The organism is Streptomyces sp. NPDC006872 (genome assembly GCF_040635845.1).
GTDB lineage: Bacteria > Actinomycetota > Actinomycetes > Streptomycetales > Streptomycetaceae > Streptomyces.
In genome coordinates, this window is the sequence record NZ_JBEYIL010000002.1 from 863876 (window position 1) to 887027 (window position 23152).

Here is a 23152-nt window from a genome sequence, read left to right on the forward strand (position 1 = left end):
CCCCGGCCGGGTCGGATCAGATCAGGCCGGAGCGTATGGCGTGGGCCACGGCGTGCGCGCGGTTGCGCAGTTCCAGACGCTTCATCAGACCGGACAGGATGTACTTGATGGTGCGCTCGGAGTACGAGAGCAGTTCCGCGATCTCGGACAGCTCCTTGCCCTCCGCGATCAGCCGCAGCACATCCGCCTCACGCGGTGAGACGCCCGACGCCGTCAGGCCGTGCGGGGTGAGGACCTCGCGGTGGGTCCACTGGACCTGCTCCATGAGCACGCCCTGCAGGGCCGGCGGAAAGCTGCCCCCGCCCTCCGCGACGGTGATCAGCGCCCGCACGAACGCCGCGGGGGTGAAGGTGTCCCGCCACAGCACGGCGCGTACCCCCCGGTCCACGGCGGTGAAGATGTTGGTCTGCCACTGTCGGCCGACGACGAGCACGAAGCGTGATTCACGGCGGTCGGACAGCGCGGCGAGCACGTCCAGGGTGCCGGCGTCGGCGGAGTCCACCGCCACCACCGTCACATCGGCCTCGCCGATTCTGCTGGGCGGAACCTCGGTGATCCGCCGGTCGAACTGGAGGTGGTTGGCCAGGCCGGCACGTATGACGGCATCGGGGGCGTGGATCGCCACCCGAACGGTGAGTGTGAGCGCCGACCGGGGCATTCGCCCTCCACTGGGTACCAGAGTGACGGAACGACATCAGGCGTTGCGAAAGGCATGGATGTCGTGGATGTCACAGAAGTCACGGATGTCATGGTTGGGGAATCAGGGCAACGGGAGGCCGATGCTGTCATGATCCAGCCCCGTACTCGGTGGGCAAACACCCCCCGTGCACCAAGGAATAGGGAAACCTGGCGCGAGTTCCGCCACCCCGACAGGCTCACCGCGTCACCCCGACAGACTCACCGCACCGGCCAGGCCGGCGCACTGCTGGTCAGCACCGCCGTGGCCACCTCCGTACGGGACCGCAGTCCGGTACGGCTCAGCAGCCGCGTCAGCCGGTTGGCGACCGCGTCCTCGCTCACGCGCAGTACCGAGGCGATCCGGCGGTTGCTGAGGCCCTCTGTGATCAGGGTGGCGAGCAACTGCTCGTTCTCGACGGTCACCTGCCGACGATCCGGCACGGCCAGCCCGGCCTCACGCATCGCCGTACGGGCATGGAAGCGACACAGCGCGGCACCGACCTCGCCGAACAGGTCGTACGCCTCGTACAGCAGTTCCTCGTGGCCGGCCCCCGAACGGGCGGCGGACACCAGGACGACCGCCGTCTCGAACGGCTGCTCACGCGCGCGGGCCAGCTCCACGGCGGCCGGCAACCGCTCCCGTCCGCAGTCAGAACCACCGGGGCCGCCCGCAGCCGCGACCCGCGCCGACGTCGACAACCACAACAACCGGGTCCGTTCGCCCCCGGTGCGCTCCGTGAGCGTCTCCAGGTTCGCCAGCGCGTCGGCCGCCTCGGGGACCCGCCCGGCCTCCGCAAGGAGTTCGGCCAGAAGGGCCCACAACTCGTCGATGCCGTAGGCATGTCCGCGCTCGCCCGCCACCGCCAGTGCGCGGCGCAGGATCCGCTCGGCCTCGCCCGCCTCGCCGAGGGCACGCAGCACCTCGGCCTCGGCCTGGTCCAGGAAGAGTTCCAGCGGCCCTTCGTGGAGGCTGCGCGCACTGTCCAGCAGCCGTCGCGCACTGGTGGCGCGCCCCTTGGCCAGGAGCATGGCGGCCGTCCGGGCGGGGAGCAGATGGTGGCTCGGCGCCGGGTTGAACGCCTGCCGGTTCGCCAGCATCCAGCGCGCGACCGCCAGCGCCTCGTCCCAACGCCCCAGAAGGTGCAGCCACAGGAAGCGGGTGTACGCAGGCATCCACTCCGGCGACAGACCGCGGAAGGCCAGCACTCGCGTCGCAGCGTGCAGATCCCTGGCGCCGAGGAGCTGATCGGCCGCGGCCATGCTGAGAGCGTGCTTGGAGTCGAGCGTCATGTCAGGCCCGTACGGAGCGCTCATCAGCTGCCGGAACCGCTCCGGCCGTCCGAGCACCCACTCGGCACAGACCCGGAACCACTCGGGGTTCCACTGCTCACGGGTGCCGGTCCGCCACATCGGCTCGGTCCGCGCCAGCAGATCACGCGCCTCGAGCCACCGCTCCGTGTTGCCGAGCGCCAGCGCCTGGCCCGTCAGGGCCGCTATCGGGGGCAGTGGCAGGTCCCGCCACCAGTGCGCGGAAGCCATCCGGGACACCTGCGCCCAGTCCTCCGAGGCGGCCGTCGAGGCGACCAGCAGCAGGGCGACGTCCTGGAGCAGGTCATCGGTGAGGCTGTCGGCGGGGTCGCGCAGGATCTCCTCACCCGTGGCCCGCGCGCGCGAGTAGTCGCCGACCACGTAGGCGGCCTTCGCGTACCGCAGCAGCATGTGTTCGCGCGCCCCGGGATCCTCGATCAGGTCGAGGGCCGCCCGAAGGTATCGCAGCAGGAGCGGCCCCTGGACATCGGGAAGCAGCCGATCCGCGGTCCGTACCAGCTCGTCGACGGCCCGCTCCCGGTCGACCAGCACACCCGCGTCCGCGATCCGGTCGGCCGGATAGGTCACGGCATCGGCCTCGGCCAGCAGGCCCCCGCCGCCCGCCGCGGCCGGCTGGCCCCCGCCGCCTGCCTCGGCCGGCTGGCCCCCGCTGCCCGCCTCCGCCGGCTGGCCCCCGCCGCCCGCCTCCGCGGGCAGGCGCTCGCCCCCGGCCCCTTCACCCCACAGCTCGGACACCGCCGCAGCCGACAGCCGCGCCCGCTCCAGCGGCCCGAGCCCTTCCCGGACGGTGTGCTCCACCAGAGGCAGGCAGAACATCCAGCCCCGGACGCCCCGACCACCGTCGCCCGGCCCCGCCGAGCCGTCCGCGCCCTCCTCCGGCCGCGCCGGTTCCTTCAGTTCCGTCACGATCCCCGCGCAGCCGAGTGCACGCAGCGCGGCCCACGTCTCCTCCGCAGACAGCCCGGTCACCTCGGCCGTGCGGGTCAGCGCCGCCCGGCCGAGCGGCCACAGGATGCTCAGCGCCCCGGCCACCGTCCCGTACGGCTCACCGAGCGCCCGCAGTTCCGCGACGAGCGGGTGGTCGTACGGCAGCAACGGCACCGGAACGCGGACGCTCAGGAAGGCGTGGCCGTCGGCCACCCGGATCGCGCCCTCCCGTACCCACCCGGTCAGCAGGGCGTCGACCGCCGCCGGCACACCACGGCCGAACTGGTGCACCCGCCGCACCAGATCCGGCTGCGGAGTCGCCTGCAACCGCCCGGCCACCATGGCGGCGACCTCCGGTTCACCGAGCCGCCGCAGCACGAGGGAGTACGAGGACAACTCGTCCGCCAGCCGCTCCACGGGCCGCCGACGGCCCGACCCGGCCGACGCGTTGCCGACCCCGCCCTCGGATTCGACCCCGCCGTCGCCCCCGACGCCTGTCCCGCCCTCGCCCCCGATGCCTGTCCCGCCCTCGCGCGCCGCTCCACGCTCGGCGACGGTGACCAGCAGTCGGACGTCCGGCGGAAAGAGACCGTCGCCGCCGTTTCCGCCCAGCAGGACGAGGGAGTCGGCGTCGGCATGTTCGGCGTCCTCGATCACCACGACCGTCGGCCTCGCACCCCCTGCCTGCCCCGATGCGACTGCCGCACCGAGCACCAGGGCCATCGCCGTCGGGTCCCTCGCCTCGACAGCGGCCAGCGCATCCGTGTCGGACCGCACCCTGCCTCGGCCACGCCCGGCCCCGGGCGCCCCGGGCCCGGGGCCAGGCCCGGCCGACCGCGCCATGGGCAGCGCCCGGACCAGACGCAACGCCAGCAACAGAGGGTGTTCCGTGTCCCCGACCGCACAGGCCAGCGGCAGCACCGCGACCCCCTCCGCCCGGAGCCGCTCGCCGAGCGTCCGCACGAACGCGCTCCGCCCCACACCCCGTTCACCCCGCACGACGACCAGACGCGGCCCGTCAGGATCCCTCAGCCGCGCATGGACCTCCCCCAACTCCTTCTCCCGGCCGACCACTTGCTCGTACGAATGGTCCAGCCGGGCGGCAGTGCCGCCCGGGACCAACTCGGTGTTTCTCCGACCTGCCACAGTCCGTGCTCTCCTAGTGCCGCGTGGGTCGCCTGGGCAGGCCGACTCCCCGTGCCGGGGCAAACCCGGTCGACCGGACCGTAAGGGCAACTGCAATTATTGCTGCGCCCGGTGCACAAACGGCCGGGACTGCCACGCGATCCCTCCTGGCCGTGGGACGCCGTCGGACACCGAACGGCGGGGCCCGGCTGTCCGGGCGAAGGAAGCGACGAACGAAGCGAGGAGTCGCCGTGCCGCCGAACCCCTTACCCGTGGCGCACTCCGGTCCGATCGGCCGGGACACCGAGATCACCGCGATCGCCCGTGTCCTGCGCGCCACCACCGAAGCCGGCACCCTGCTCGTCACCGGCGGCCCCGGTTCCGGGAAGACCACGGTGCTGGAGGCGGCCCGGTCGGCGGCGGTGGGTGACGGTGTGCGCGTGCTGCGACTGCCCGTACCGGCCGCCTTCGAGGGCTGGAGCACCGACGGACCGCCGAACCCCGGCGACCGGGGCGAGGAAGGGGCGGCGGTCGCCGCCGGACCGCTCGCCGACGCGGTGTGCGGGCTCCTCGCCAAGATCCGTGACACCCGTCTCTCGGCCCGGGTGAACGCCGTACGCCGCGCCCGGTCCCGGCTGGCCGAAGATCGCCCCGCGCCCCATGCGGATCCCCAGGCCTCACCCGCCGCGCTCGCCGTCCTGGCCGCGCTGGGCGAAGCACTGACGACCGCCGCCCACCGATCCCCGCTCGCTCTGATCGGCGACGGCATGGAACGGCTGCCGCCCGCGACGGCCGCCGCCCTCGCACTGCTGCTGCGGGTGTTCCGCCCGGCGGGCCTGCCGGTGGTCCTGGCCGCCGGGCCACCGCATGCACCGGGTCACCCGCCGGCGCACCGCGAGGACAGCGGCACGCCCCTGCTTGCCGCGGTCGACCAGGTCCTCGACCTGCCGCCCCTGCAGCCCCGAGCCGTGGCCGCACTCGTCGAGCGTCGCCTGGGCCGACCGGTGGAACGGGAACTGGTCGAGGCGGTGACCCATGACCTCGGCACCCTGGCGGGCAACCCCCAAGCCCTCCTGGCCCTCCTCGCCGACCTGGCGGACAGCGCCGCACTGCCGGAGGTGGACGGCCGACTGGGCCCCCCGCAGGCCCGTGGCGCCGTCACCTTCCCCTTGCCGGTCACCACACACGCCGACGACCTGATCCGTCTCAGCCTGATCCGTCTCGGCCGGCAGGGACACCCTCACCCCGGCCCCACGGCGACGGAAGCGGCAGCCACCCTGGCCCACCTCACCCACCGCGCCGAACTGTTCCTGCCCGACCTGCACCGCCTGACAGCCACCGGCACGGACGCCGGCACGGACGCCGGCACGGACGCCGGGACGCCGGCCCAGGCCATGGACGCCCTGTTCCGAAGCGGCGTACTGACCCTGGACCGCGACCGGGGCGAACGCATCGCCTTCGCGGTGCCCGCGCTGGCCACCGCACTGCTGACCCTGCCCGACCCCGGCCACCCCTCGCGCACGATCCCCGCCCTCCACGCGGCCGTGGTACGGCCACTGGCCGACCACCTCGGCCCGGCTGCCGCAGGAACCGGCTACCCCCGGCTCACCGACCATGTGACAGCCGCGGGCCAGGCCCTGGAGGACGCCACAGCCATTCCGCTGCTCCTCGCCGCCGCCCGCAAGGACACCCGCGCGGACCAGCCCCGCGCCTTGCGCGCCTACACATCGGCGCTCCGCCGCCTGCCCCCGGACGACCCCCGCACCCCCGACATACTGCGCCGGGCCGCCGCACTGGGTCTGGCCCGCGCGGCCCACGCCGAGGTCCTGGAACTGGAGCAACCCCTGCGCGCGGCCCTGGAAACCGCTCCGGACACCGCCCGGCACGACCGGCACAGCGTCGAGGCCACCGCAGCTCTGCACTTCACCGCGCAGGCCTGGACCCTGTCCGCCCTGCACGAGCACACCCTCCCGGCCGATCCCCCCGGCCACCGCGCGCTCACCGCCGAACTGCTCGCGACGGCAAGCCGGTACGGAATCGGCCCGGAGGCTCCACCTGCCCCCTGTCCGACCGCGACACCGGCCGCCCGAACCTCCGAAGCGCCGCTGCCCACCCCGGCCGAACTGCGCCTGCTGTCCGCAGCCACAGGCAACCGCTCCCTGTGGAACCGCGCCCGCCGTGCCCTGCCCCCGGAGGCGCTGGACGGGGCGGCCGAACTCCGGCTGCGGGCAGCCGCATCGTACGGCGACCTGGCAGGCGGCCTCGGAGCGGTGCTCGGCGACCGCTACCGCGCGACGGGGAACAGCGCCGCCGCCCGCCACCACGCCATGGTCCTCGCCTACCACACGGGCGACTGGGACGCCGCCCTGTCCACCGCCCGACGCATCGAGGCACGAACCCGCGCCACGCACCCCGACTCGTCTGCCGGTCACCCGGCCGTGCGCGCCCTGGCAGCCGAAATCCACTGCTTCCGGGGCGACTTGACACGGGCCCGCAGCTGGCTGGAACTGATCCCCGACACGATCGCCCACCCCTTGGCCGCCCGGGTCCGCCTGACGGTCCGCTCCTGGTCGGGACGCCCGGACGAGGCCCTGCAACGCGCCTGGCGGGATGTGGCACGGGCGCGGGAGGAGACCGGCCTGACAGCAGGCACAGAACGGCTTCTGCTGCGCATCCTGCGCTTCACCCTGGACAACGGACCGCACAACGCTCCGAACGGCCGTCCGCACAACGGTGCGGACGGCGGTGTCGGTGGCGGTCTCGACGTCGACCGGCCGGAGGCCCGACGCGTCGTACGGGAACTGGCGGCTCTGCACGACGAGACGGGCTCCCCCCTGGCGTACGAGGCACTGCTGCTGGCGCGAGGCGTGGTGCACCGGGACGCGGAGAGCGCGCGAGCGGCTCACACGTCTGCGAGCGGGCGTGGCGACTTCCCGCTGGCCCTGGAGTGCTCCCGCGTCCTGGCGGACCTCGACACCGACCCCAAGCCCTGGCTGGCCGACATCGCACGGGGGACGGCCCGGCTGGGCCTGGCGGGCCCTGCCCGCACCCCGCTGTCCGGTACGGCTCACCGCAACGGCATGCCAGTGCCCCGCCGCCCGGCCGGCCCGGGCCTGAGCGAGCAGGACGTACAACTGATCACCATGGTCGGTGAAGGCGCGACCAACCGTCAGATCGCCGCCCGCCTGGCATGCAGCGAGAAGACCGTGGAACAACGCCTCACCCGGCTCTTCCAACGCACCGGCCGCCGCTCCCGCGTCGAACTGACGACAGCCTGGCTGGACGGCGCCCTGATGCCCCGCGACGAGGGGGAGGGGAAGCGGACATAGGACCCGCCACCGGGTTGTCCGAACCCGGGCTGTCGGAACCGGCCGGCCCGGCAGCGGCCTTGTCCGCCGAGGCCAGGTGCACGGCGGCCTTGCCGCCGGCGGGCCGCCGAGGTCTTCGCGACGGGAGTTGTCGTGAGGGCGGGGTCGGCTTCCCACTCGGCGTCCAGGCAGCGGTACAGACCGGCGATCACGCGGTCGAAAGTCGATCCCGCCCCACGGCGGCCGAAGGCCTGCGCACTGCCGAGCGGGCCCAGGTGGCCGACGACGCCGACAAGGCGAGTCCCGGCGTCGAGAAGCCGGGCCAAGGTTCGCCCGGCGCCGCGCGGCAGAAGGAGCGGATCTCATCGGCTCGGTGCCACGCTGGCACCTCCTCGGCCAGAACCTACGCTCGATGCCGCTCGACAAGGGCTTGACCGGACCGAACAGGCGGATGTTGAGACCGCTTGGGACTACGCGGGCGGTTTGCCGACGCACCTTGTTGCAGGGTCGGCAAGGCCCAGTGGGTGGTGCTACGACACCATTCTTGGTGCTGGTGCAGCCCGCCGGATGTCGGTGACCGGGGAGCGTTGAGGAGGCGAATCTCGTCGTGGAGCGGAGCAGCGGACTCATAATCCGTCGGCCGTGGATTCGAGTCCCACCCGCCCCACCTGCGCAGTCTTCTGACCTGCGGAAACGTTCATTTTTAGGTGTCGGGGCGTCAACTTTCCCTGAACGGACTGAATCCGCTGCTCGTGGGTTTGGAGTCGTGGCCGTCTGTAGTAGGACGAGCTGGCCTGACCTGCAGAGATTCGTGGGCGTCGCGGTTCGGGAAGTCGCCGAGTGCGGCCGGTCCGTCGGTTGGACGTCGAATTCGGGACGCTCGCAGGACGCAAGGAAACGGAAGCCACTGTTCTGCTGTATTTCGTCAACGCCTGCCAGGGGTGGGCAGGGGCATCGGAATGGCGGGTGGCAGGACGTTGCTTCTGGGCTCCCTGACCACAGAGCCGCTGCTGAGGTCGGCCGGAGCGAGGGTTCACGGCCCGTACTGGAAACGGCCCAGAGACTTCTCGATGAGTGGCGTCACGGGGCTCGAGTCGCGGCCGGGGCCCCCTTGGCTTATCAGCGCGAGTGCCGCCGAGAAGGGGGCAGCCTTGATGGGTGGGTTGAGGATGCCGGTGACTCCGACATGCAGGAGTGAACTGATCTCCTCGGCGGGTGTGTCACCGATGGCGGCGAGCCTGTTGTGGGCGGTGGCGCGGCGCAGAGACAGCAGTGTCGTGGCCTGTGGGGAGGAGGGCAGGGGCCTTCTGAAGGCTGGTCCCCTCGACGTCGAGGTCGGGCAGGATCCTGTCCAGCCAGGCCGGCAGCCACCAGGCGCCCCGGCCGGCGAGGGCGAGCACCGCGGGTACGAGGGTCATACGGACGGCGAAGGCGTCGATGGCCACGCCGACGGCCAGGGCGAACGCGATGGGTTTGATCAGGGAGTCGTCCAGGGGGAAGAATCCGGCGAAGACGGTGAACATGATCAGTGCGGCCGCGGTGACGACCCGTACGCTGTGGCGTGCGCCGTCGATGACCGACTGGCGGGCCCGGCCGGTGTGGGCCCATTGCTCGCGCATCCCGGACACGAGGAACACCTCGTAGTCCATGGCCAGTCCGAACAGCACGCCGGTCAGGATGATCGGCAGGAAGCTGACGACGGGGCCGCTGTGCGGCACATCGAGGATGTCTGCCAGCCAGCCCCACTGGAAGACGGCGACGACCAGGCCGAGCGAGGCGCCCACCGAGAGCAGGAAGCCGACGGCGGCCTTGACGGGGATGACCAGTGACCGGAAGACGACCATCAGCAGGAGCAGGCTGAGCCCGACGACGATGGCGACGAAGGGCAGCAGCGAGTCGCTGAGCCGGCTGGAGACGTCGATGTTGACGGCGGTGGTGCCGGTGACCGCGATGGAGGCGCCGGTGGTAGCGCGGATGTCGGCGCCCGTCCCGCGGATGTCACGGACGAGTTGGCCGGTGCGGACGCTGTCCGGGCTGGAGGATGGCAGGACGGTGATGACGCTCTGGGCCGGGTCGCTGGTGGGCTGGGGCGGCAGGACCGCCTTGACGTTCTTGAGGGTCCGCAGCTTCTGGGCCACCTGGGTGCCGGCCTGCGCGCTCGCGGCAGCCGTGCCGTTCTTGGTCTCGGCCAGTACGAGGAGCGGGCCGTTGAAGCCGCGACCGAACTTGTCGCTGATCGTGTCGTAGGCCCTGCGCTCGGTGGAGGCGTGCGGGGCGGAGCCGTTGTCGGGAAGGGCCAGACGCATGTCCGTGGCGGGCAGGGCGAGGGTTACGAGGATGCCCGGCACGGCGAGCACCGTCAGCAGCGGCTTGGCGATGACCCACTTGGTCCAGCGGGTGCCCATCGGGGTGCGGCCGGTGGATCCTTCGGCGTCGGCGGCCCGCCGGGCGGCGCGGCTGCCGGGCTTGGGGGCGAGCCGGGAGCCGGCGAATCCCGCGACGGCGGGGACGAGGGTGATCGCGGCCAGCACGGCGATGAGGACGGCTCCGGCGGCTCCGAGACCCATCGTGGTCAGGAACGGTATGCCGATGACGCTCAGCGCGGCGAGCGCGATGATCACGGTGGTCCCGGCGAAGACCACGGCGCTTCCGGCCGTGCCGGTGGCCAGCGCGACGGATTCCCTCGGGTCGGTTCCGCGGGCCAGTTGCTGCCGGTGGCGGGAGAGGATGAACAGGACGTAGTCGATGCCGACGGCCAGGCCCAGCATGAGGGCGAGCGTGACGGCCGTGGAGGAGATGCTGACGGCGGGCGCGAGGGCGAGCAGCCCGGCCAGACCGACCGCCACACCGATCAGCGCGGGCAGCAGTGCCATGCCGGCGGCCAGCAGCGAACCGAACGTGACGACGAGGACGAGCAGGGCCACGGCCACGCCGATGATCTCCGACGGGCCGACATGGACGCCCTTACTGCTGTAGACGGACCCGCCCACCGAGGTTTGCAGCCCGTCCTTCTCCGCCGCCTTGGCCGCGTCCTCGATCGCGTCCACCGATGACGGACGGACCTCCGTGTTCTGCACGGGGTACTGGACCTGGACAATCGCCGTGGTCCGGTCCGCCGAGACGGCGCTGGAGGTGCGGGGGTCGACGACCTCGCTGACCTGGGGAGCATTCTTGGCTTCCGCCACGGTCCGGGCGATGGTCGTGGCGTAGGGGGCTTCGGTGACCTGGTGGCCCTCAGGGGCGGTGAAGACGATCTGTGCGCCCGCGCCCGACGCTTCCGGAAGGGTCTTGCTCAGGCTGTCCAGCGCACGCTGCGACTCGGTGCCGGGCACTGCGAAGCGGTCGTCGAGCTTGCCGCTGAAGACGCTGACGCACGTGATGAGCGCGGCCAGGACGAAGAGCCATATACCCAGGACGAGCTTTCGGTGCCGGTAGGCGCTGTGGCCCAGCCGGTGGAGCAGGACGGCCATGACGAACTCCCTAGGACGGTGGAATCCCGCCCGCCCGAGTGCGGACGCGGGGCGGGGGAAGCGGAGGGGGCGCCGGTCGGAGCGGACTCCGGGCACGTGACGGGCCGATGCCGACGGCACTTCGATCGATAGACCGACTTTATCACCCGCTCAAGTCGGGTGACCGAGTCAATCGACTGTTAGGCGTGCCACTTTCATCGAAAGCGCAGGCCGCGCAGAGTGTGCAGGTGAGGAAATCGATCGACCTTGTCGATTGACAAGGTGGGTGAGGGTGCCCCGGGGTGCGCGACCGTGACCGGTACGCGCGGCATGCAGGCCACCAAGGTCGTCGGAGCCGGGAGGCGGACGTCGTCCGTGGTCGGAGCGGGGGCGGCGGGGCCGACCGCGGCGGGGGATCTCCTCGTGGTCGGCAAGTCCCGGCCGGTCGTCGGGACCACATGTCGCCGGCCTGGGAAGGGGTGTCCGTCACGAACCAGGCCACTGTCCAGGGGGAGACAGGGGGAGAGGGGTCGCATGACGTGTCGTTGCAGCCGAGCGGTTCTTCGAGCGCGCACTCCCTGACGTGATCGCGCTGCCGGACACGGGCAGCGCGCCCTGGTCGGCATCGCACAGGCGGCGGTCAGGGTGCCCCCGGCGGCGGCGTGGCAGAGCCTCGAACGCCTTTGAGCCGGACAGCATGCCCTGCGAGGCCCGGCTGCGCAGGGCGGGGACTGCCGGGGCCGACCGCTGCCGTAGCGGCATGACCAGCTGTTTCCGGCTGCTGCCCTTCGTCACGCCTAAGCTGCCCTTCGGCGCGCCTGTGAAGGGCTTGGCCGTCCAGGGCAACCGATCCGGGGGGCGCACGGCCTGCGCGGCTCGGGTCTGCCGCGGAGAGGCTCATCATTGCGAGTGCGAGGTGTCCGGCGATGGCCAGCCCGTCGGTGAACCTGGCATCCCCCGGTCGGGGACCGAGGGCGCACCGCACTCGCACATGTACGGGTGCGCCCGACCGCCCTCAGCTCGCGGGTACGGGCACCAGGTCCAGCCGGCCCTCCGCCATGGCCACCACGGCGGACACGAAGGCCTGGAGGCAGGTGCGCTCGGCCTCCTCGTCGGGGTGGGAGAGGTGTTGCATGGTGAGCCCGTCGAAGCCGGCGAGGAAGAACCGTGCAATCGTCTCCGCGGGCTGGGCAAGAGGCTGGCCGGTGCGCTCGGCCGCCTCGGTCACCAGCCTCGCAGTCACCTCCGTCACGCTCCGGTAGTGGCTCTCGAGGGCCTCTCTCAGGGCGGGGGTGCGCAGCGCGAAGTGGGTCAGTTCCGTGAGGAGTTGATGGCTGGCGGGCTGCTCACGCACCGTTCGCCACAGGGCGGCGGCCAGCGCGCCGGCCGTCTCCTCGAATCCGGCGTCGGCCGGTGCGGCCTGCTCGACCTGTGTGATCAGATCCTGGGTGAGCTGTTCCATGACGGCGCGGTACAGCCCTTCCTTCGTGCCGAAGGTGTAGTGAACCGTGGCCTGGGCCACCCCCAACTCGGCGGCGATGGCGCGGGTACTCCCGGCCGCGACTCCTTCCCTCGTCATGAAGTCGATGGCCGCTTTGATCAGCTGAGGGCGGCGCTCGGCCGCGGGAACGTGAGCCATGACCGCATCATACCGACTTAGTCCTATGAACCAGTCGCACGAACAGGTCAGGCTTCGAGCAGACGGATGCCGTGGTCGCGCGGCCGCTGAGGTCCGGTCCGTGGCCGCGCGGGTCAGTTCCCGCTGAACGGCGGGTGCATACGTTTCCTTCAACACCCGTGAAGCGGGACGAAACGAGGAGGCAGGCCCGTGACGGACAGCCAGTTTGATACGTGCGTGATCGGGGCGGGACCTGCCGGGCTGGCGGTCGCCAGGGCCCTGGCGGAGCGGAGTCTGCCGTACACGCATCTGGAGCGGCACACCGCGCCCGGCGGTATCTGGGACATCGACAGTCCAGGCAGCCCGATGTACGAGTCGGCCCACTTCATCTCCAGCAGGACCCTGTCGGGCTTCGGCGGTTTCCCGATGCCCGACCACTTCGCGGACTACCCGCCGCACCGGCAGGTCCTGTCGTACCTGCGGTCCTTCGCCGACGCCTACGGGCTCACGGACCGCATCGAGTTCGGCGTCGAGGTCGAGAACGTCGAGAAGAACGCGGACGGCACCTGGACGGTCACCCGGGCCGACGGTCGGGAAAGCGTGCACGGGCAGGTCGTCGTGTGTACGGGCTCGCAGTGGCATCCCAACATCCCTGACCTCCCTGGTGAGTTCAGCGGGGAGGTCCGGCACACCGTCGGCTATCGCAGCGCGGAGGAGCTGCGGGGCAAGCGCGTCCTGGTCGTCGGGGCGGGGAACTCCGGGTGCGACATCGCCTGCGACGCCGCCCGGACCGCGGACCACGCGGTGATCAGCATGCGGCGCGGGTACTGGTTCATCCCCAAGCACCTGTTCGGCCGGCCGGTGGACACCATCGCCAACAGTGGGCCGCACCTGCCGATGTGGCTGGCGCAGCGGGTCTTCGGCGCCCTTCTGCGGATCATCAACGGCGACCCGACACGGCTGGGGCTGCCGAAGCCGGACCACAAGCTGTTCGAGACCCATCCGGCCATCAACTCGATGCTGATCCACCACCTCCAGCACGGCGACATCACCGCCAAACCCGGGATCGCCCGCACCGAGGGCAGGATCGTGCACTTCACCGACGGCACGAGCGACGACTTCGATCTCGTCCTGCTGGCCACGGGCTACGTCCACAAAGTTCCGGTCGCGCAGCGGTACTTCGGCGACGAGCAGCACCCCGACCTGTACCTGTCGTCGTTCTCGCGCGAGCACGAGGGCCTGTTCGGCATCGGCTTCGTCGAGACCAACTCGGGTGCGTACCAGCTCTTCGACTCCCAGGCGCAGTTGATCGCCGGGTACCTCCATGACGAGCGGCACCGGCTGCCGAACGCGGAGCGGTTCGCCCAGAGGATCCGCGCCGACCGCCCGGATCTGTCCGGCGGGCTGAAGTTCGTCGACTCGCCGCGCCACACCGGTTACGTCGACAGCGGGGCCTTCGTGAAGTACCTGGGCAAGGTCGCGGGGGAGATGGGCTGGCGCACCGAGGGCCGGCCGCCGCAGGTACGGTCCCTTCGCCCTGCGGAGGCGACGGCATGAGCGGGTTCGACTTCACCGACAAGGTCATGCTGGTGACCGGCGGCGCGGGCGGCATCGGCAGCGCGCTGTGCCGCCGCTTCGCCTCCGGTGGCGCCCGCTGCGTCGTCGTCGACATCGACGGGGTCCGCGCCATGAGGGTAGCCGCGGACCTTCCGGGCGCCGGGCATACGGGCATCGGCTGTGACCTGGTGGACCGCGCCCAGGTGGAGCGGTTGTTCGAGGTGGTCGCCCGGGATCACGGCCGGCTCGACGTACTCGTCAACAACGTGGGCATGACCAGCGCGGAACGCTTCGACATCCGCAGCGTCGAGAGCATCGAGCGGGAGATCACCCTCAACCTGACCTCCCCGCTGGTCGCGACCCGGATCGCCGTTCCTCTTCTCCTGGCTTCCCGGGACGCCCGGGTGGTCACCACGGTCTCCCTCGGCGGGATCTTCCCGCTGGGCGAGACCCCGATCTACACCGCTTCCAAGTTCGGGCTGCGTGGCGCGATGCTCGCCATCGGGCTCGACCTCAGGAGCAAGGGCATCCTGGCCGGGTCGGTGCTCCCGTCGGCTACCGACACCCGGATGCTGCGCCAGGAGGCCGTGGACGGCGGGAACTCCATGCAGTTCCAGGACCGGCCCCAGCAGCCCGCCGATGTCGTCGAGGCCGTGGTGAGCCTGCTGGACAGGCCCCGCCTGGAGGCCTACCCGCGGCCCGGTCAGTCCCGTCTGGTGCGGTTTGCGATGCTCATGCCCAACCTGCTGCCCCGGCTCTTCCCGCTGTTCCGCAAGCGCGGTGACCGCGGCATGGTCCGTTATCTGGAGGAACTGGGCCGACGCGGACTGGCCCGCCGGACCGACGGGCGCTGGGAGTTGGTGGAGGAAGCATGACCAGGAACGGGATGCAGAACGAGACGCTGCAGGTAGTCAACCCCACCACCGGGGAGCTGATCACCACCCTGCCAGCCGCGAGCGCCGACGACGTCGCCAAGGCCGCCGAGGAGGCCCGGCAGGTCCATGACACCGGGATGTGGTCGCGGCTGCCGGTCCGGGAGCGCGGCGCGGTGCTGCTGCGCTTGGCCGAGCTCATGGAACGCGACGCCGAGATCCTCGCCCGGCTGGACAGCGAGGACGCGGGCAAGCCGATCACGGAGTGCCGTACGGGCGACGTACCGGGCGCGATCGAGTCGATCCGCTGGTTCGCCGAGGCGGCCGACAAGGTCTTCGGCCGGGTCGCGCCGAGCGGGCCCGACGGTCTCGGTCTCATGAGCCGCGAACCGGTCGGGGTCGTCGCGGCGATCCTGCCGTGGAACTACCCGCTCGCCATGACCGCCTGGAAGGTCGGACCGGCCGTGGCCGCCGGCAACTGCCTGCTGGTCAAGCCCGCCGAGGCGACCCCGCGCTCGGCCCTGCACATGGTCGCACTCGCAGCCGAGGCAGGCCTGCCCGACGGTGTGGTCACGGTACTGCCCGGGTACGGCCAGGAAGCCGGGGCGGCCCTCGCCCGTAACCCCCTCGTGGGGGCGCTCTCCTTCACCGGGTCCACCGCGACCGGCCGCCGCATCCTCAAGGACGCCGCCGAGAGCAACTTCAAGCGCGTCTCGCTGGAGATGGGCGGCAAGAGCCCCCAGGTGTTGATGGCCGACGCGCTCTCCTACGGCGACGAGCTCATCGACAACATGATCGAGGCCGCGTTCCTGACCATGGGGCAGAACTGCACGGCCGGCTCCCGGGTCCTGGTGCACCGCAGTATCGCCGAGGAGGTCCTCGAGCGGTTCACGGCCGCCGCGAGAAAGCTCGTCATCGGCGATCCGGCCGACCCTCGCACGCAGATGGGGCCGCTCATCAACCACACCGCCTTCGACCGGGTCGCGGGCGCCGTGGAGGCCGCCCGGGCCGGCGGAGCCCAGATTCACACCGGGGGACTGCCCCACGGGCTGCCATCGCGCGGCGCCTACTACCCGCCCACCGTGATCACTCACGCTCCCGACGGCAGCGACGTCCTCACCAAGGAGCTGTTCGGTCCCGTCGTCACCGTCCAGACCTTCGCCTCCGAGGACGAGGCGGTACGCGGGGCCAACGCCACCGAGTACGGTCTCGCCGCCTCGGTCTGGACCCGCGACCTCGACAGCGCGCTGCGGCTGGCCCGCGGCATCGAGGCCGGCGTGGTCTCCGTCAACGCCTACAGCGAGGGCGACATCACCACCCCCTTCGGCGGCTGGAAGCAGTCCGGATTCGGTGGCGTGGAGAAGTCCACCGACGCCTTCACCCAATGGACCAGGGAGAAGACGATCTGGATCCGCACCCGCTGACCTCGACCTCGACCGCGGACTCAGAGGCGATCCGAACGCATCCGTTCCCGCAGCTGGACCGGGGAGGTGCCGTGCCAGCGGCGTACCGCGCGGCGCATCGCCCGTTCATCGGAGAATCCCGCCCGGCGGGCGATGTCACGTAGTGTCAGTTCCGGGCGGAACAACAGCTGTTCGACGCGTTCCCGGCGTACTCCCTCGACGAGTGCCTCGTACGTCGTGCCGCAGTCGGCCAGCCGCCGGCGCAGCGTCCGCTCGCTCGTCGCATGCCGCCGCGCCTGCTCACCGAACGAAGGCACCACCGGCAGGCCCTGCGCGACGGAGATCTCCAGCACTTCCAGCAGATCCTGCTGGTCACGGCGGGAAGCCAGCTGCGCGTCGAGCATCTCCAGCGTCGACGCGTAGCTCACCGGATCCCGGCCGGGCATCCGGGTACGGGCCCACGCGGAGTCGATGACCATGCGGTTGGCGGGGGCGCCAAAGCGGACCGGACAGCCGAACAGGGCGTCGTACAGGTCGAGTTGGCGCGGCGGCGGAAAGGAGAACTCCACCGCCCTCGGTACGAAGGCCGGGCCCACTGTCAGCCGGGACAGGGTGACCACGGAGGCGAACGCCTCCTCGCTCAGGAACGCAGCCACAGCCGGGTCCATGGCGGGATCGGGAAGATCGGCGCGCAGCACGAACGCGTCGTCCTCCTCACCCGCACCGGCGGACCACACCACCATCGCCCCGGACAGGTTCTGGTACTTCACTCCGGTCTCGATGGCGTGCCGCAGCGTGTCGTCGGCCATCAGGGCGAAGCCGAGCAGACCCCACGCGGTCAGGTGCTGCGCCGCGCCGACCCTCAGCCCCAGGCGCTCGTCCCCGGTGAGCTCCACCGCACGACGGATCACCGCACTGCCCTGCCGGTACGACACCCGCAGCGCGGCGGAACGCATGACCGTCTCGTCCAGTCCCATCCGCAGCAGCAGGGGCCGCAGATCGACGCCGTGCTCGTCGGCGACCACGACGAGATAGCGCAGGATGTTCGGCTGGATCGTCGCCGACGTGCTGCGGCTGGTCCCGGGAGCGTCCGCCGGGCCGGGGGCAGGGGACATCGCACTCACCTTCTCCTCGGCCACCACCGTAGGCACCGGGCACCATCGGTCGCCCGTCCTGGCCGCTGAAGTCCCCTGTACGGCCCCTGGCGTCCTGAGCCTGACTTCCGCGCCTGGCTACGGTTTCCGCAACCCGCACCGCATTCGACTCGCTGGTCCTCGACTGCTCACTTCGACGCACACAGGAATGAAGGCGCGACAGCATCATGTCCTTTAACGTTCCAACCCGGGCAGGAGTCGCCGGGCACCCGGTCTCCAAGACGGGCGCCCGAAGGGGCGCGACCCTCGCGTTCGCCGCACAAGGGGTGGCCGTCGCCGCCGTGTACACGACCGTCCCCGCTGTCACGGAACACCTGAAACTGGCTCCGCTCCTGACGACCGCCCTGATGGTCGCGGTCGCGCTGATGGCAGGGGGCGGCAGCTTCCTGGGCCTGGCGGCGATCCGCCGCGCCGGTCCCGTCGCCACGATGCGCGGGGCCGTGATGACGGCCGCCGCCGCGCTGGTGCTCATCGGGTGGGCCCCCGACGAGGTGAGCGTCATCTGCGCGTACATCGTCTTCGGGCTCGCTGTCGGCGCCCTCGATGTCGGGGTCAACACCCGGGCAGCGGCGATCGAACGCGCCTACGGCCGCAGCGTCTTCGGCTCCTTCTACACGGGATGGAGCGTGGGCGGCGTGGTCGCGGCCCTGCTCACCGCCGGGGCCGCCCGGCTGGAGTGGCCCGTAGCCGCCGGCCTGAGCGTTCAGGCCGGCCTCGTGGTGCTCCTCGCCGTCTGCATACGCACACACGCACTCCCCTCCTCCACCGCGGGGGCGTCGGCCACCGTCGCGCAGCCGCCGCTGGGGCGCCGCCTGTGGATCCGGCTCATCCCCTTCGGCCTGGTCCTCCTCGTCGTCTACGTCGTCGACTCGACCGTCTCGGCCTGGTCGGCGGTCTACCTGCGCCAGAACCTCGCCGCCTCCCTCACGGTCGCGCCGCTGGCGTACGCGGCCTACCAGGCCGGCACAGTCGTCGGTCGCGCCGCCACCGACCGCCTCGTGCAACGGCTCGGTGCGGTCGCGGTCGTCCGCACCGCGGCACTCCTGGTCGCGGGCGCACTGACAGGCATGGCCGCCGCACCGAGCTGGCCGCTCGCCGTTCTCGCGGCCGGGGGCGTGGGCCTGGGGGCGTCCGTCCTGGCTCCACTGTGTCTGGCCTCCGCCGCGCGGCTGCGCCCCGCCGCCTCGGAAGCGGTCCTGGCGCGACTGAACCTCTTCAACTACGTCGGCGTCATCACCGGTGGCGCGGTGAGCGGACTCCTCGGCTCCACCGGCCAGTTCCGTCTCGCTTACGCGGCACCGGCCGCCCTCGCGGTTCTTCTCCTGGCCGCCGCCCGCCATTTCCCCGAATTGTCCGCCTCAGCCACACAGTCGGCCACACTGGAACTCGGCTAGGCTGCGCGTAGACGTTTGACCTGTGACCACTGCCATAGAGGCTCTGCCCCAACACCCGGGCAGAGCCTCTGCGCGTGGGAAGGGAAATCCGCTGCGGCCGGATTCGAACTCCGCCCGCGAGCTCGCGATTTAGGCCGTTTGTGCTTCCGCTGTGGTCCTCACGGGACGTGTTCGGGACGCGTTCGGGACGCAAGGACAGGAACAGACCCACAAAGGCAAGGGCATGCCGACACGGCTTACCTGCTCTGACCTGCAAAAACGTCAAGGATGAGCATGGATCGGCAAGGGCCGCCAAGATCCTCAAAGGACTCATAATCCGTCGGCCGTGGGTTCGAGTCCCACCCGCCCCATCTGCGCAGGCTCTTGACCTGCGGAAACGTTCATTTTCGGGTGTTTGGGCGTCGACTTTGCCTGGGCGGGCCGAATCCGCTGCTCGTGGGTTCGGCGTCGTTGCCGTCGGCAGCAGTGAGAGCTCGGCTGACCTGCACAGATGCGGTGGCGCCACGGTTCGGGAGGTCGCCGAATACGGTCAGTGTGAGCGGCTGGACGTCGAATTCGGGACGCTCGTAGGACGCAGGGAAACGGAAGCCGCTCGTCCGTTGTCATGCCGTCGACGCCGTCGACGCCGTCACGGGGCTTCGGGTCGAGGCCGCGAGGTACGACGAGGGCGCGGTCCGCTAGCGGCGACCGTTCTCGTGGCGGCCCGCCATGCCTTCGTCTTCGGGCGCGACTGACCGTGCGGGGGAGGCTGGCTGGGGTGATCCCGTCGCGGTCCGCCCGTCAGTCCAGGTGCAGCAGGACGGTGGTGTCCAGCGGCAGCAGCCCGTCCTCGGTCACTGGTCCTGAGGCGAGGAGGGGGCTGCCGGCGTCGGGGAGTGGGATCGGGTGGTCGGTGAGGTTGATCGCGCACAGCAGGCCGTTGCCGCGTTCGAAGAGAAGTGTGCCGGCCGGGCTGTTTTCTAGGGTGGGTACAGGCCCCCCGAGAACGAACCTCAGAAGATCAACGAAGCCCTCCCGAGCCACGTCACACCACACCCGTCGACTTCTGCAGCCGGCTCGCGTTCCTGGGCGAGGCCGGGAAGATCACCGCCCGATGCGGCAGCATGATCAGCGGGCATGCTCGGGCCCGCGAGTTGTACCGGCTCTCCTGGGCAAGTCGGCGTGGCGAGCCAGGGAATCCGCTGACGGCAGGGCCTCAGGTCGCCCTCGCCTGCCCGGTGGCGACGGCCACGAGAAGAAGAGGAGGAGCAGACAAGTGTCGCCTGGTGACCATTAGGTGACCGCTGTCTGCCAGGTGCTTTGTGGGGTCACGGGAAATGATTGGGGAGCGTCATTGCGAGCGATCAGCCGCCGTCACGCCGCGCGAAATACCCGACCGCACCGGAAGGAATCTCACGTCATGACCGCGACCGCGTCCAAGGCTCCGACTGCACCAGGGGTGCGGTCCTGGTGGGGAATCCCGTTCGCCACCGCCGAGCGGTACCGCCGGCCCGTGGTCGCGGATTTCGATCCGGACCGCCCCTATGACCGCAAGGGCGTCGCCCCCGTCCAGCCCGACAGCGGCGACTGGCTCGAAGCGGACAGCGGGACGGGCGAGGACTGCCTGAACCTGAACGTGTGGGCCCCCGAGCGGCCGGCCGGGAAGACGCTGCCGGTGGCCGTGTACATCCATGGCGGCGGATTCGAGTTCGGCGCGAACACGCAGACGACCTCGAACGCCGCCGGTCTCGCCGCGACGGGACGCGTGGTGAGCGTGTCGGTCAACCACCGGCTCGGCGCACTGGGCGCGCTCTCGCTCTCGCAGTACGGCGGGCGGCTCACCGAGGCCAGCAACCTGGGCCTGCAGGACGTCATCGCCGCGCTTGCCTGGATCAAGCAGAACATCGCCCACTTCGGTGGCGACCCCGACGACGTCACCGTCTTCGGCCACAGCGCCGGCGCCTACTCCACCCTCGGGCTGCTCGGTGCTTCTTCCGCGGACGGCCTGTACCGGCGGCTGGCCGGGTTCTCCGGCGCGCCCTCGCGTCTCGTCCCGGCCTGGTGGGCCGAGGAGCTCGCGGAGCGGTTCGTCACCGAACTCGGTGTCGCGGGCAACCCCGACAAGCTGATCGATCTCGACGCGGCCTCCCTGGTGGCCGCCCTGCGCACGGTCTGTCCGACGGATCTCGGAGTCCGTGGCGGGATGGACAACCAGAGCCTCGGCGTCGTCCTGGACGCCGAACAGCCCGGCGGGGTGCTGCACGCCCACCCCCTGGACGTCCTGGCCTCGGGCTCGCACCGGGACATCGACGTCCTCCTGAGCACGGCCAGTGACGAGATGGGCTGGTGGGTGGCGAACGACCTCGACCGGTTCGACCCGCACGCCGTCGACCGCGTCACCGACGAATTCGCGGGGTGGCGCATTCCCCGCTCCCGCGCCAAGAAGATCGTCGATACCTACGACCAGGACGGCCGCACCCCTGCCGAGGTCCGCGCCGCGTCCCTGACGGACTACATTTTCACGCTCCCTGCCGCTCGCGGTGCTCTGGCCCACGCCGCCGCGGGCGGCAACGCCCATCTCCTCATGATCGGGCCCGCCGAGGGTGCGCCCGCCGTGCACGGCACCGAGATGTACGCCCTGGTCGGCCAGGAACAGCCGGGCCGCAGCCCTGAACAGGCCGACCGTGACACGCGTATCCGCGACATCGTCCTCGACTTCGTCACCGGCGAGCAGACCCGCCTGTGGCCCGCCGTCACGGACCGGCCCACCTCGGGAAGTGTCGGCAACCCTCCTTACGAGCCCAGCGCCCATTACCAGGCGGTCCTCGACCTGTTCGAGAACATAGCCCGCCCCTGACGGCCACCGGGCGATCCGGAACAACGCACCTGGGGGCGAGCACAGTTGGCGACCACAGTTAGGGAACTCGACATGAGCCGACCGACAGCAGCCGGCGACGCCGCACCGGCGACGATGCGGGCCGTCGTCGTCACCCGGCCCGGCGGCCTCGACGCACTGGAGATCAAGGATGTTCCGGTGCCCGTACGCAAGCCCGGCTGGGTGCGGATCAGGGTGAAGGCGTTCGGCGTCAACGAGTCCGAGGTCACCACCCGCAAGGGCGAGTCGGACGCGGTGGTCACCTACCCGCGCGTGCCCGGAATCGAGGGCGTCGGCGTGGTCGATGAGGCCGACGAGGACAGCGCGCTGCGGCCGGGACAGCAGGTGGCCACGATGATGGGCGGCATGGGCCGTTCGTACGACGGTGCTTACGCCCAGTACGTGACCGTCCCCGCGGCACAGGTCATCCCGTTCGAGACCGGCCTGCCATGGGAGGTCGTCGGTGCGCTGCCGGAGATGTTCCAGACCGCCTACGGATCGCTGACCACCGGCCTGGACCTCAAGGCCGGGCAGACGCTGTTGATCCGCGGCGGCACCTCCACGGTCGGGCTGAGCGCGGCCACGATCGCGAAGGACCTCGGAGCCACCGTGCTGTCCACCACCCGCAGCCCGGAGAGGGCCGGGGGACTGCGGGCCGCGGGCGTCGACCATACCCTCGTCGACAACGGCACGATCGCCGACCAGGTGCGCGAGCTGATGCCGGAGGGTGTCGACGCCGTACTGGAGCTGGTGGGCTGCTCGGTCCTCGCCGACACCCTCCGCACCGTCCGCCGGCACGGCACGGTCTGCTTCACCGGAGCCCTGGCGGGCCAGTGGACGATCCCCGATTTCACCCCGTTCATGATCCCCAACGGGGTGCGGCTGACGTCCTACGGCGGTCAGGCCGCCGACCTCCCGGCCGACGTCTTCGCCCGCCAGCTCCAGGCCATCGCCGCAGGGAGCCTCGAAGTCCCGGTCGCGAAGGTCTACCACGGCCTGGAACAGGTCCGTGACGCCCAGGCCGACGTCGAGTCCGGCACCACGCCGGGCAAGCACGTCGTCGTCCTGCCGACGATCACTCCCACAACACCCCAGAGGGCAGAACCCCTATGAGAATCCGACTGACCGCCGGAGAAACCGTCCTCAACGCAACCCTCGACGACAACGCGACGGCACGCGACTTCGCCTCGCTGCTTCCGCTGACGCTGCAGATGAACGACCTGTTCAAGCGCGAGAAGTACGGTCACCTGCCCCGGTCTCTCACCGCAGGCGGCGAGCCGCGGTCCAGCTATGCGATCGGCGACATCGCCTACTGGTCACCCGGTCCCGACATGGCCGTCTTCTATGACCACGACGGCCAGTCCATCCCCGACCCCGGCATCATCGTCCTCGGCGAGGTCGACTCGGGGGCCGATGCCCTCAAGAAGTACGACGGCACGGTCGACGTCACCATCGAGGCCGTCGACTGAGACCCAGCCGGAGAC

14 protein-coding genes are annotated in these 23152 nt (G+C 71.2%); 8 read left to right on the forward strand and 6 right to left on the reverse strand.

Going from position 1 to position 23152, the window contains the following annotated elements; genetic code table 11:
* Positions 1 to 16 precede the first annotated feature (16 nt).
* Together ABZ725_RS08675 and ABZ725_RS08680 are read right to left on the reverse strand one after the other, a co-directional pair.
* Positions 17 to 658, reverse strand: a complete 642-nt coding sequence (locus ABZ725_RS08675; protein WP_351915567.1) for a response regulator transcription factor — start codon at positions 656 to 658, stop codon at positions 17 to 19.
* 239 nt (positions 659 to 897) lie between these two features.
* On the reverse strand, positions 898 to 4080 hold the full coding sequence (locus ABZ725_RS08680; RefSeq protein ID WP_358801998.1) for an AAA family ATPase: 3183 nt from the start codon (positions 4078 to 4080) through the stop codon (positions 898 to 900).
* 230 nt (positions 4081 to 4310) lie between these two features.
* Here ABZ725_RS08680 and ABZ725_RS08685 point away from each other — a divergent pair, with 230 nt between their 5' ends.
* On the forward strand, positions 4311 to 7388 hold the full coding sequence (locus ABZ725_RS08685) for a LuxR family transcriptional regulator (RefSeq protein WP_358801999.1): 3078 nt from the start codon (positions 4311 to 4313) through the stop codon (positions 7386 to 7388).
* Between the two features lie 1199 nt (positions 7389 to 8587).
* Here the strand turns inward: ABZ725_RS08685 and ABZ725_RS08690 are convergent.
* Positions 8588 to 10837 (reverse strand): MMPL family transporter, encoded by a 2250-nt coding sequence (locus ABZ725_RS08690; protein ID WP_358802000.1) that lies wholly within the window; start codon positions 10835 to 10837, stop codon positions 8588 to 8590.
* Positions 10838 to 11831: 994 nt separating this feature from the next.
* Positions 11832 to 12455: a TetR/AcrR family transcriptional regulator gene (locus tag ABZ725_RS08695; protein ID WP_358802001.1), complete on the reverse strand. Its 624-nt coding sequence runs from the start codon at positions 12453 to 12455 to the stop codon at positions 11832 to 11834.
* 189 nt (positions 12456 to 12644) lie between these two features.
* Between ABZ725_RS08695 and ABZ725_RS08700 the strand changes: the two genes are divergently transcribed.
* From ABZ725_RS08700 to ABZ725_RS08710, 3 genes are read left to right on the forward strand one after another with little or no spacing between them, the layout of a single operon-like run.
* Positions 12645 to 13991 (forward strand): NAD(P)-binding domain-containing protein, encoded by a 1347-nt coding sequence (locus ABZ725_RS08700; RefSeq protein WP_358802002.1) that lies wholly within the window; start codon positions 12645 to 12647, stop codon positions 13989 to 13991.
* On the forward strand, positions 13988 to 14866 hold the full coding sequence (locus ABZ725_RS08705) for an SDR family NAD(P)-dependent oxidoreductase (protein WP_358802003.1): 879 nt from the start codon (positions 13988 to 13990) through the stop codon (positions 14864 to 14866). The genes ABZ725_RS08700 and ABZ725_RS08705 overlap by 4 nt, the downstream gene beginning before the upstream one ends.
* Positions 14863 to 16287: an aldehyde dehydrogenase family protein gene (locus ABZ725_RS08710; protein ID WP_358802004.1), complete on the forward strand. Its 1425-nt coding sequence runs from the start codon at positions 14863 to 14865 to the stop codon at positions 16285 to 16287. The genes ABZ725_RS08705 and ABZ725_RS08710 overlap by 4 nt, the downstream gene beginning before the upstream one ends.
* Positions 16288 to 16307: 20 nt before the next feature.
* Here ABZ725_RS08710 and ABZ725_RS08715 read toward each other — a convergent pair whose 3' ends face one another.
* Entirely contained in the window at positions 16308 to 17381 is a 1074-nt protein-coding gene (locus tag ABZ725_RS08715; protein WP_358802005.1) for an AraC family transcriptional regulator ligand-binding domain-containing protein, read from the reverse strand.
* A gap of 206 nt (positions 17382 to 17587) precedes the next feature.
* On the opposite strand from ABZ725_RS08715, the gene ABZ725_RS08720 reads away from it, so the two are divergent.
* The gene (locus tag ABZ725_RS08720) at positions 17588 to 18814 is read left to right on the forward strand and encodes an MFS transporter (RefSeq protein ID WP_358802006.1); all 1227 of its coding nucleotides are present in this window, start codon (positions 17588 to 17590) and stop codon (positions 18812 to 18814) included.
* Positions 18815 to 19594: 780 nt separating this feature from the next.
* On the opposite strand, the gene ABZ725_RS08725 is transcribed toward ABZ725_RS08720, so the two are convergent.
* Positions 19595 to 19837, reverse strand: coding sequence for a hypothetical protein (locus ABZ725_RS08725; RefSeq protein WP_358802007.1), 243 nt, complete (start codon positions 19835 to 19837; stop codon positions 19595 to 19597).
* A 376-nt stretch (positions 19838 to 20213) separates the two neighbouring features.
* Here ABZ725_RS08725 and ABZ725_RS08730 point away from each other — a divergent pair, with 376 nt between their 5' ends.
* The 3 genes from ABZ725_RS08730 (at position 20214) to ABZ725_RS08740 (ending at position 23137) form a co-directional block, all read left to right on the forward strand.
* On the forward strand, positions 20214 to 21650 hold the full coding sequence (locus tag ABZ725_RS08730; protein WP_358802008.1) for a carboxylesterase family protein: 1437 nt from the start codon (positions 20214 to 20216) through the stop codon (positions 21648 to 21650).
* Positions 21651 to 21722: 72 nt separating this feature from the next.
* Positions 21723 to 22781, forward strand: coding sequence for a zinc-binding dehydrogenase (locus tag ABZ725_RS08735; protein WP_358802009.1), 1059 nt, complete (start codon positions 21723 to 21725; stop codon positions 22779 to 22781).
* Complete coding sequence (locus tag ABZ725_RS08740) at positions 22778 to 23137, forward strand: cyclophilin-like fold protein (protein ID WP_358802010.1); 360 nt, start codon at positions 22778 to 22780, stop codon at positions 23135 to 23137. Before ABZ725_RS08735 ends, ABZ725_RS08740 begins: the two co-directional genes overlap by 4 nt.
* Positions 23138 to 23152 lie beyond the last annotated feature (15 nt).

Excerpts from the sequence above, each read along its gene's own strand:
- ABZ725_RS08675 (WP_351915567.1), bottom strand. The coding sequence starts at position 658 with ATGCCCCGGTCGGCGCTCACACTCACCGTTCGGGTGGCGATCCACGCC.
- ABZ725_RS08690 (WP_358802000.1), bottom strand. The coding sequence starts at position 10,837 with ATGGCCGTCCTGCTCCACCGGCTGGGCCACAGCGCCTACCGGCACCGA.
- ABZ725_RS08695 (WP_358802001.1), bottom strand. The coding sequence starts at position 12,455 with ATGGCTCACGTTCCCGCGGCCGAGCGCCGCCCTCAGCTGATCAAAGCG.
- ABZ725_RS08705 (WP_358802003.1), top strand. The coding sequence starts at position 13,988 with ATGAGCGGGTTCGACTTCACCGACAAGGTCATGCTGGTGACCGGCGGC.
- ABZ725_RS08710 (WP_358802004.1), top strand. The coding sequence starts at position 14,863 with ATGACCAGGAACGGGATGCAGAACGAGACGCTGCAGGTAGTCAACCCC.
- ABZ725_RS08715 (WP_358802005.1), bottom strand. The coding sequence starts at position 17,381 with ATGTCCCCTGCCCCCGGCCCGGCGGACGCTCCCGGGACCAGCCGCAGC.
- ABZ725_RS08720 (WP_358802006.1), top strand. The coding sequence starts at position 17,588 with ATGTCCTTTAACGTTCCAACCCGGGCAGGAGTCGCCGGGCACCCGGTC.
- ABZ725_RS08730 (WP_358802008.1), top strand. The coding sequence starts at position 20,214 with ATGACCGCGACCGCGTCCAAGGCTCCGACTGCACCAGGGGTGCGGTCC.
- ABZ725_RS08735 (WP_358802009.1), top strand. The coding sequence starts at position 21,723 with ATGAGCCGACCGACAGCAGCCGGCGACGCCGCACCGGCGACGATGCGG.
- ABZ725_RS08740 (WP_358802010.1), top strand. The coding sequence starts at position 22,778 with ATGAGAATCCGACTGACCGCCGGAGAAACCGTCCTCAACGCAACCCTC.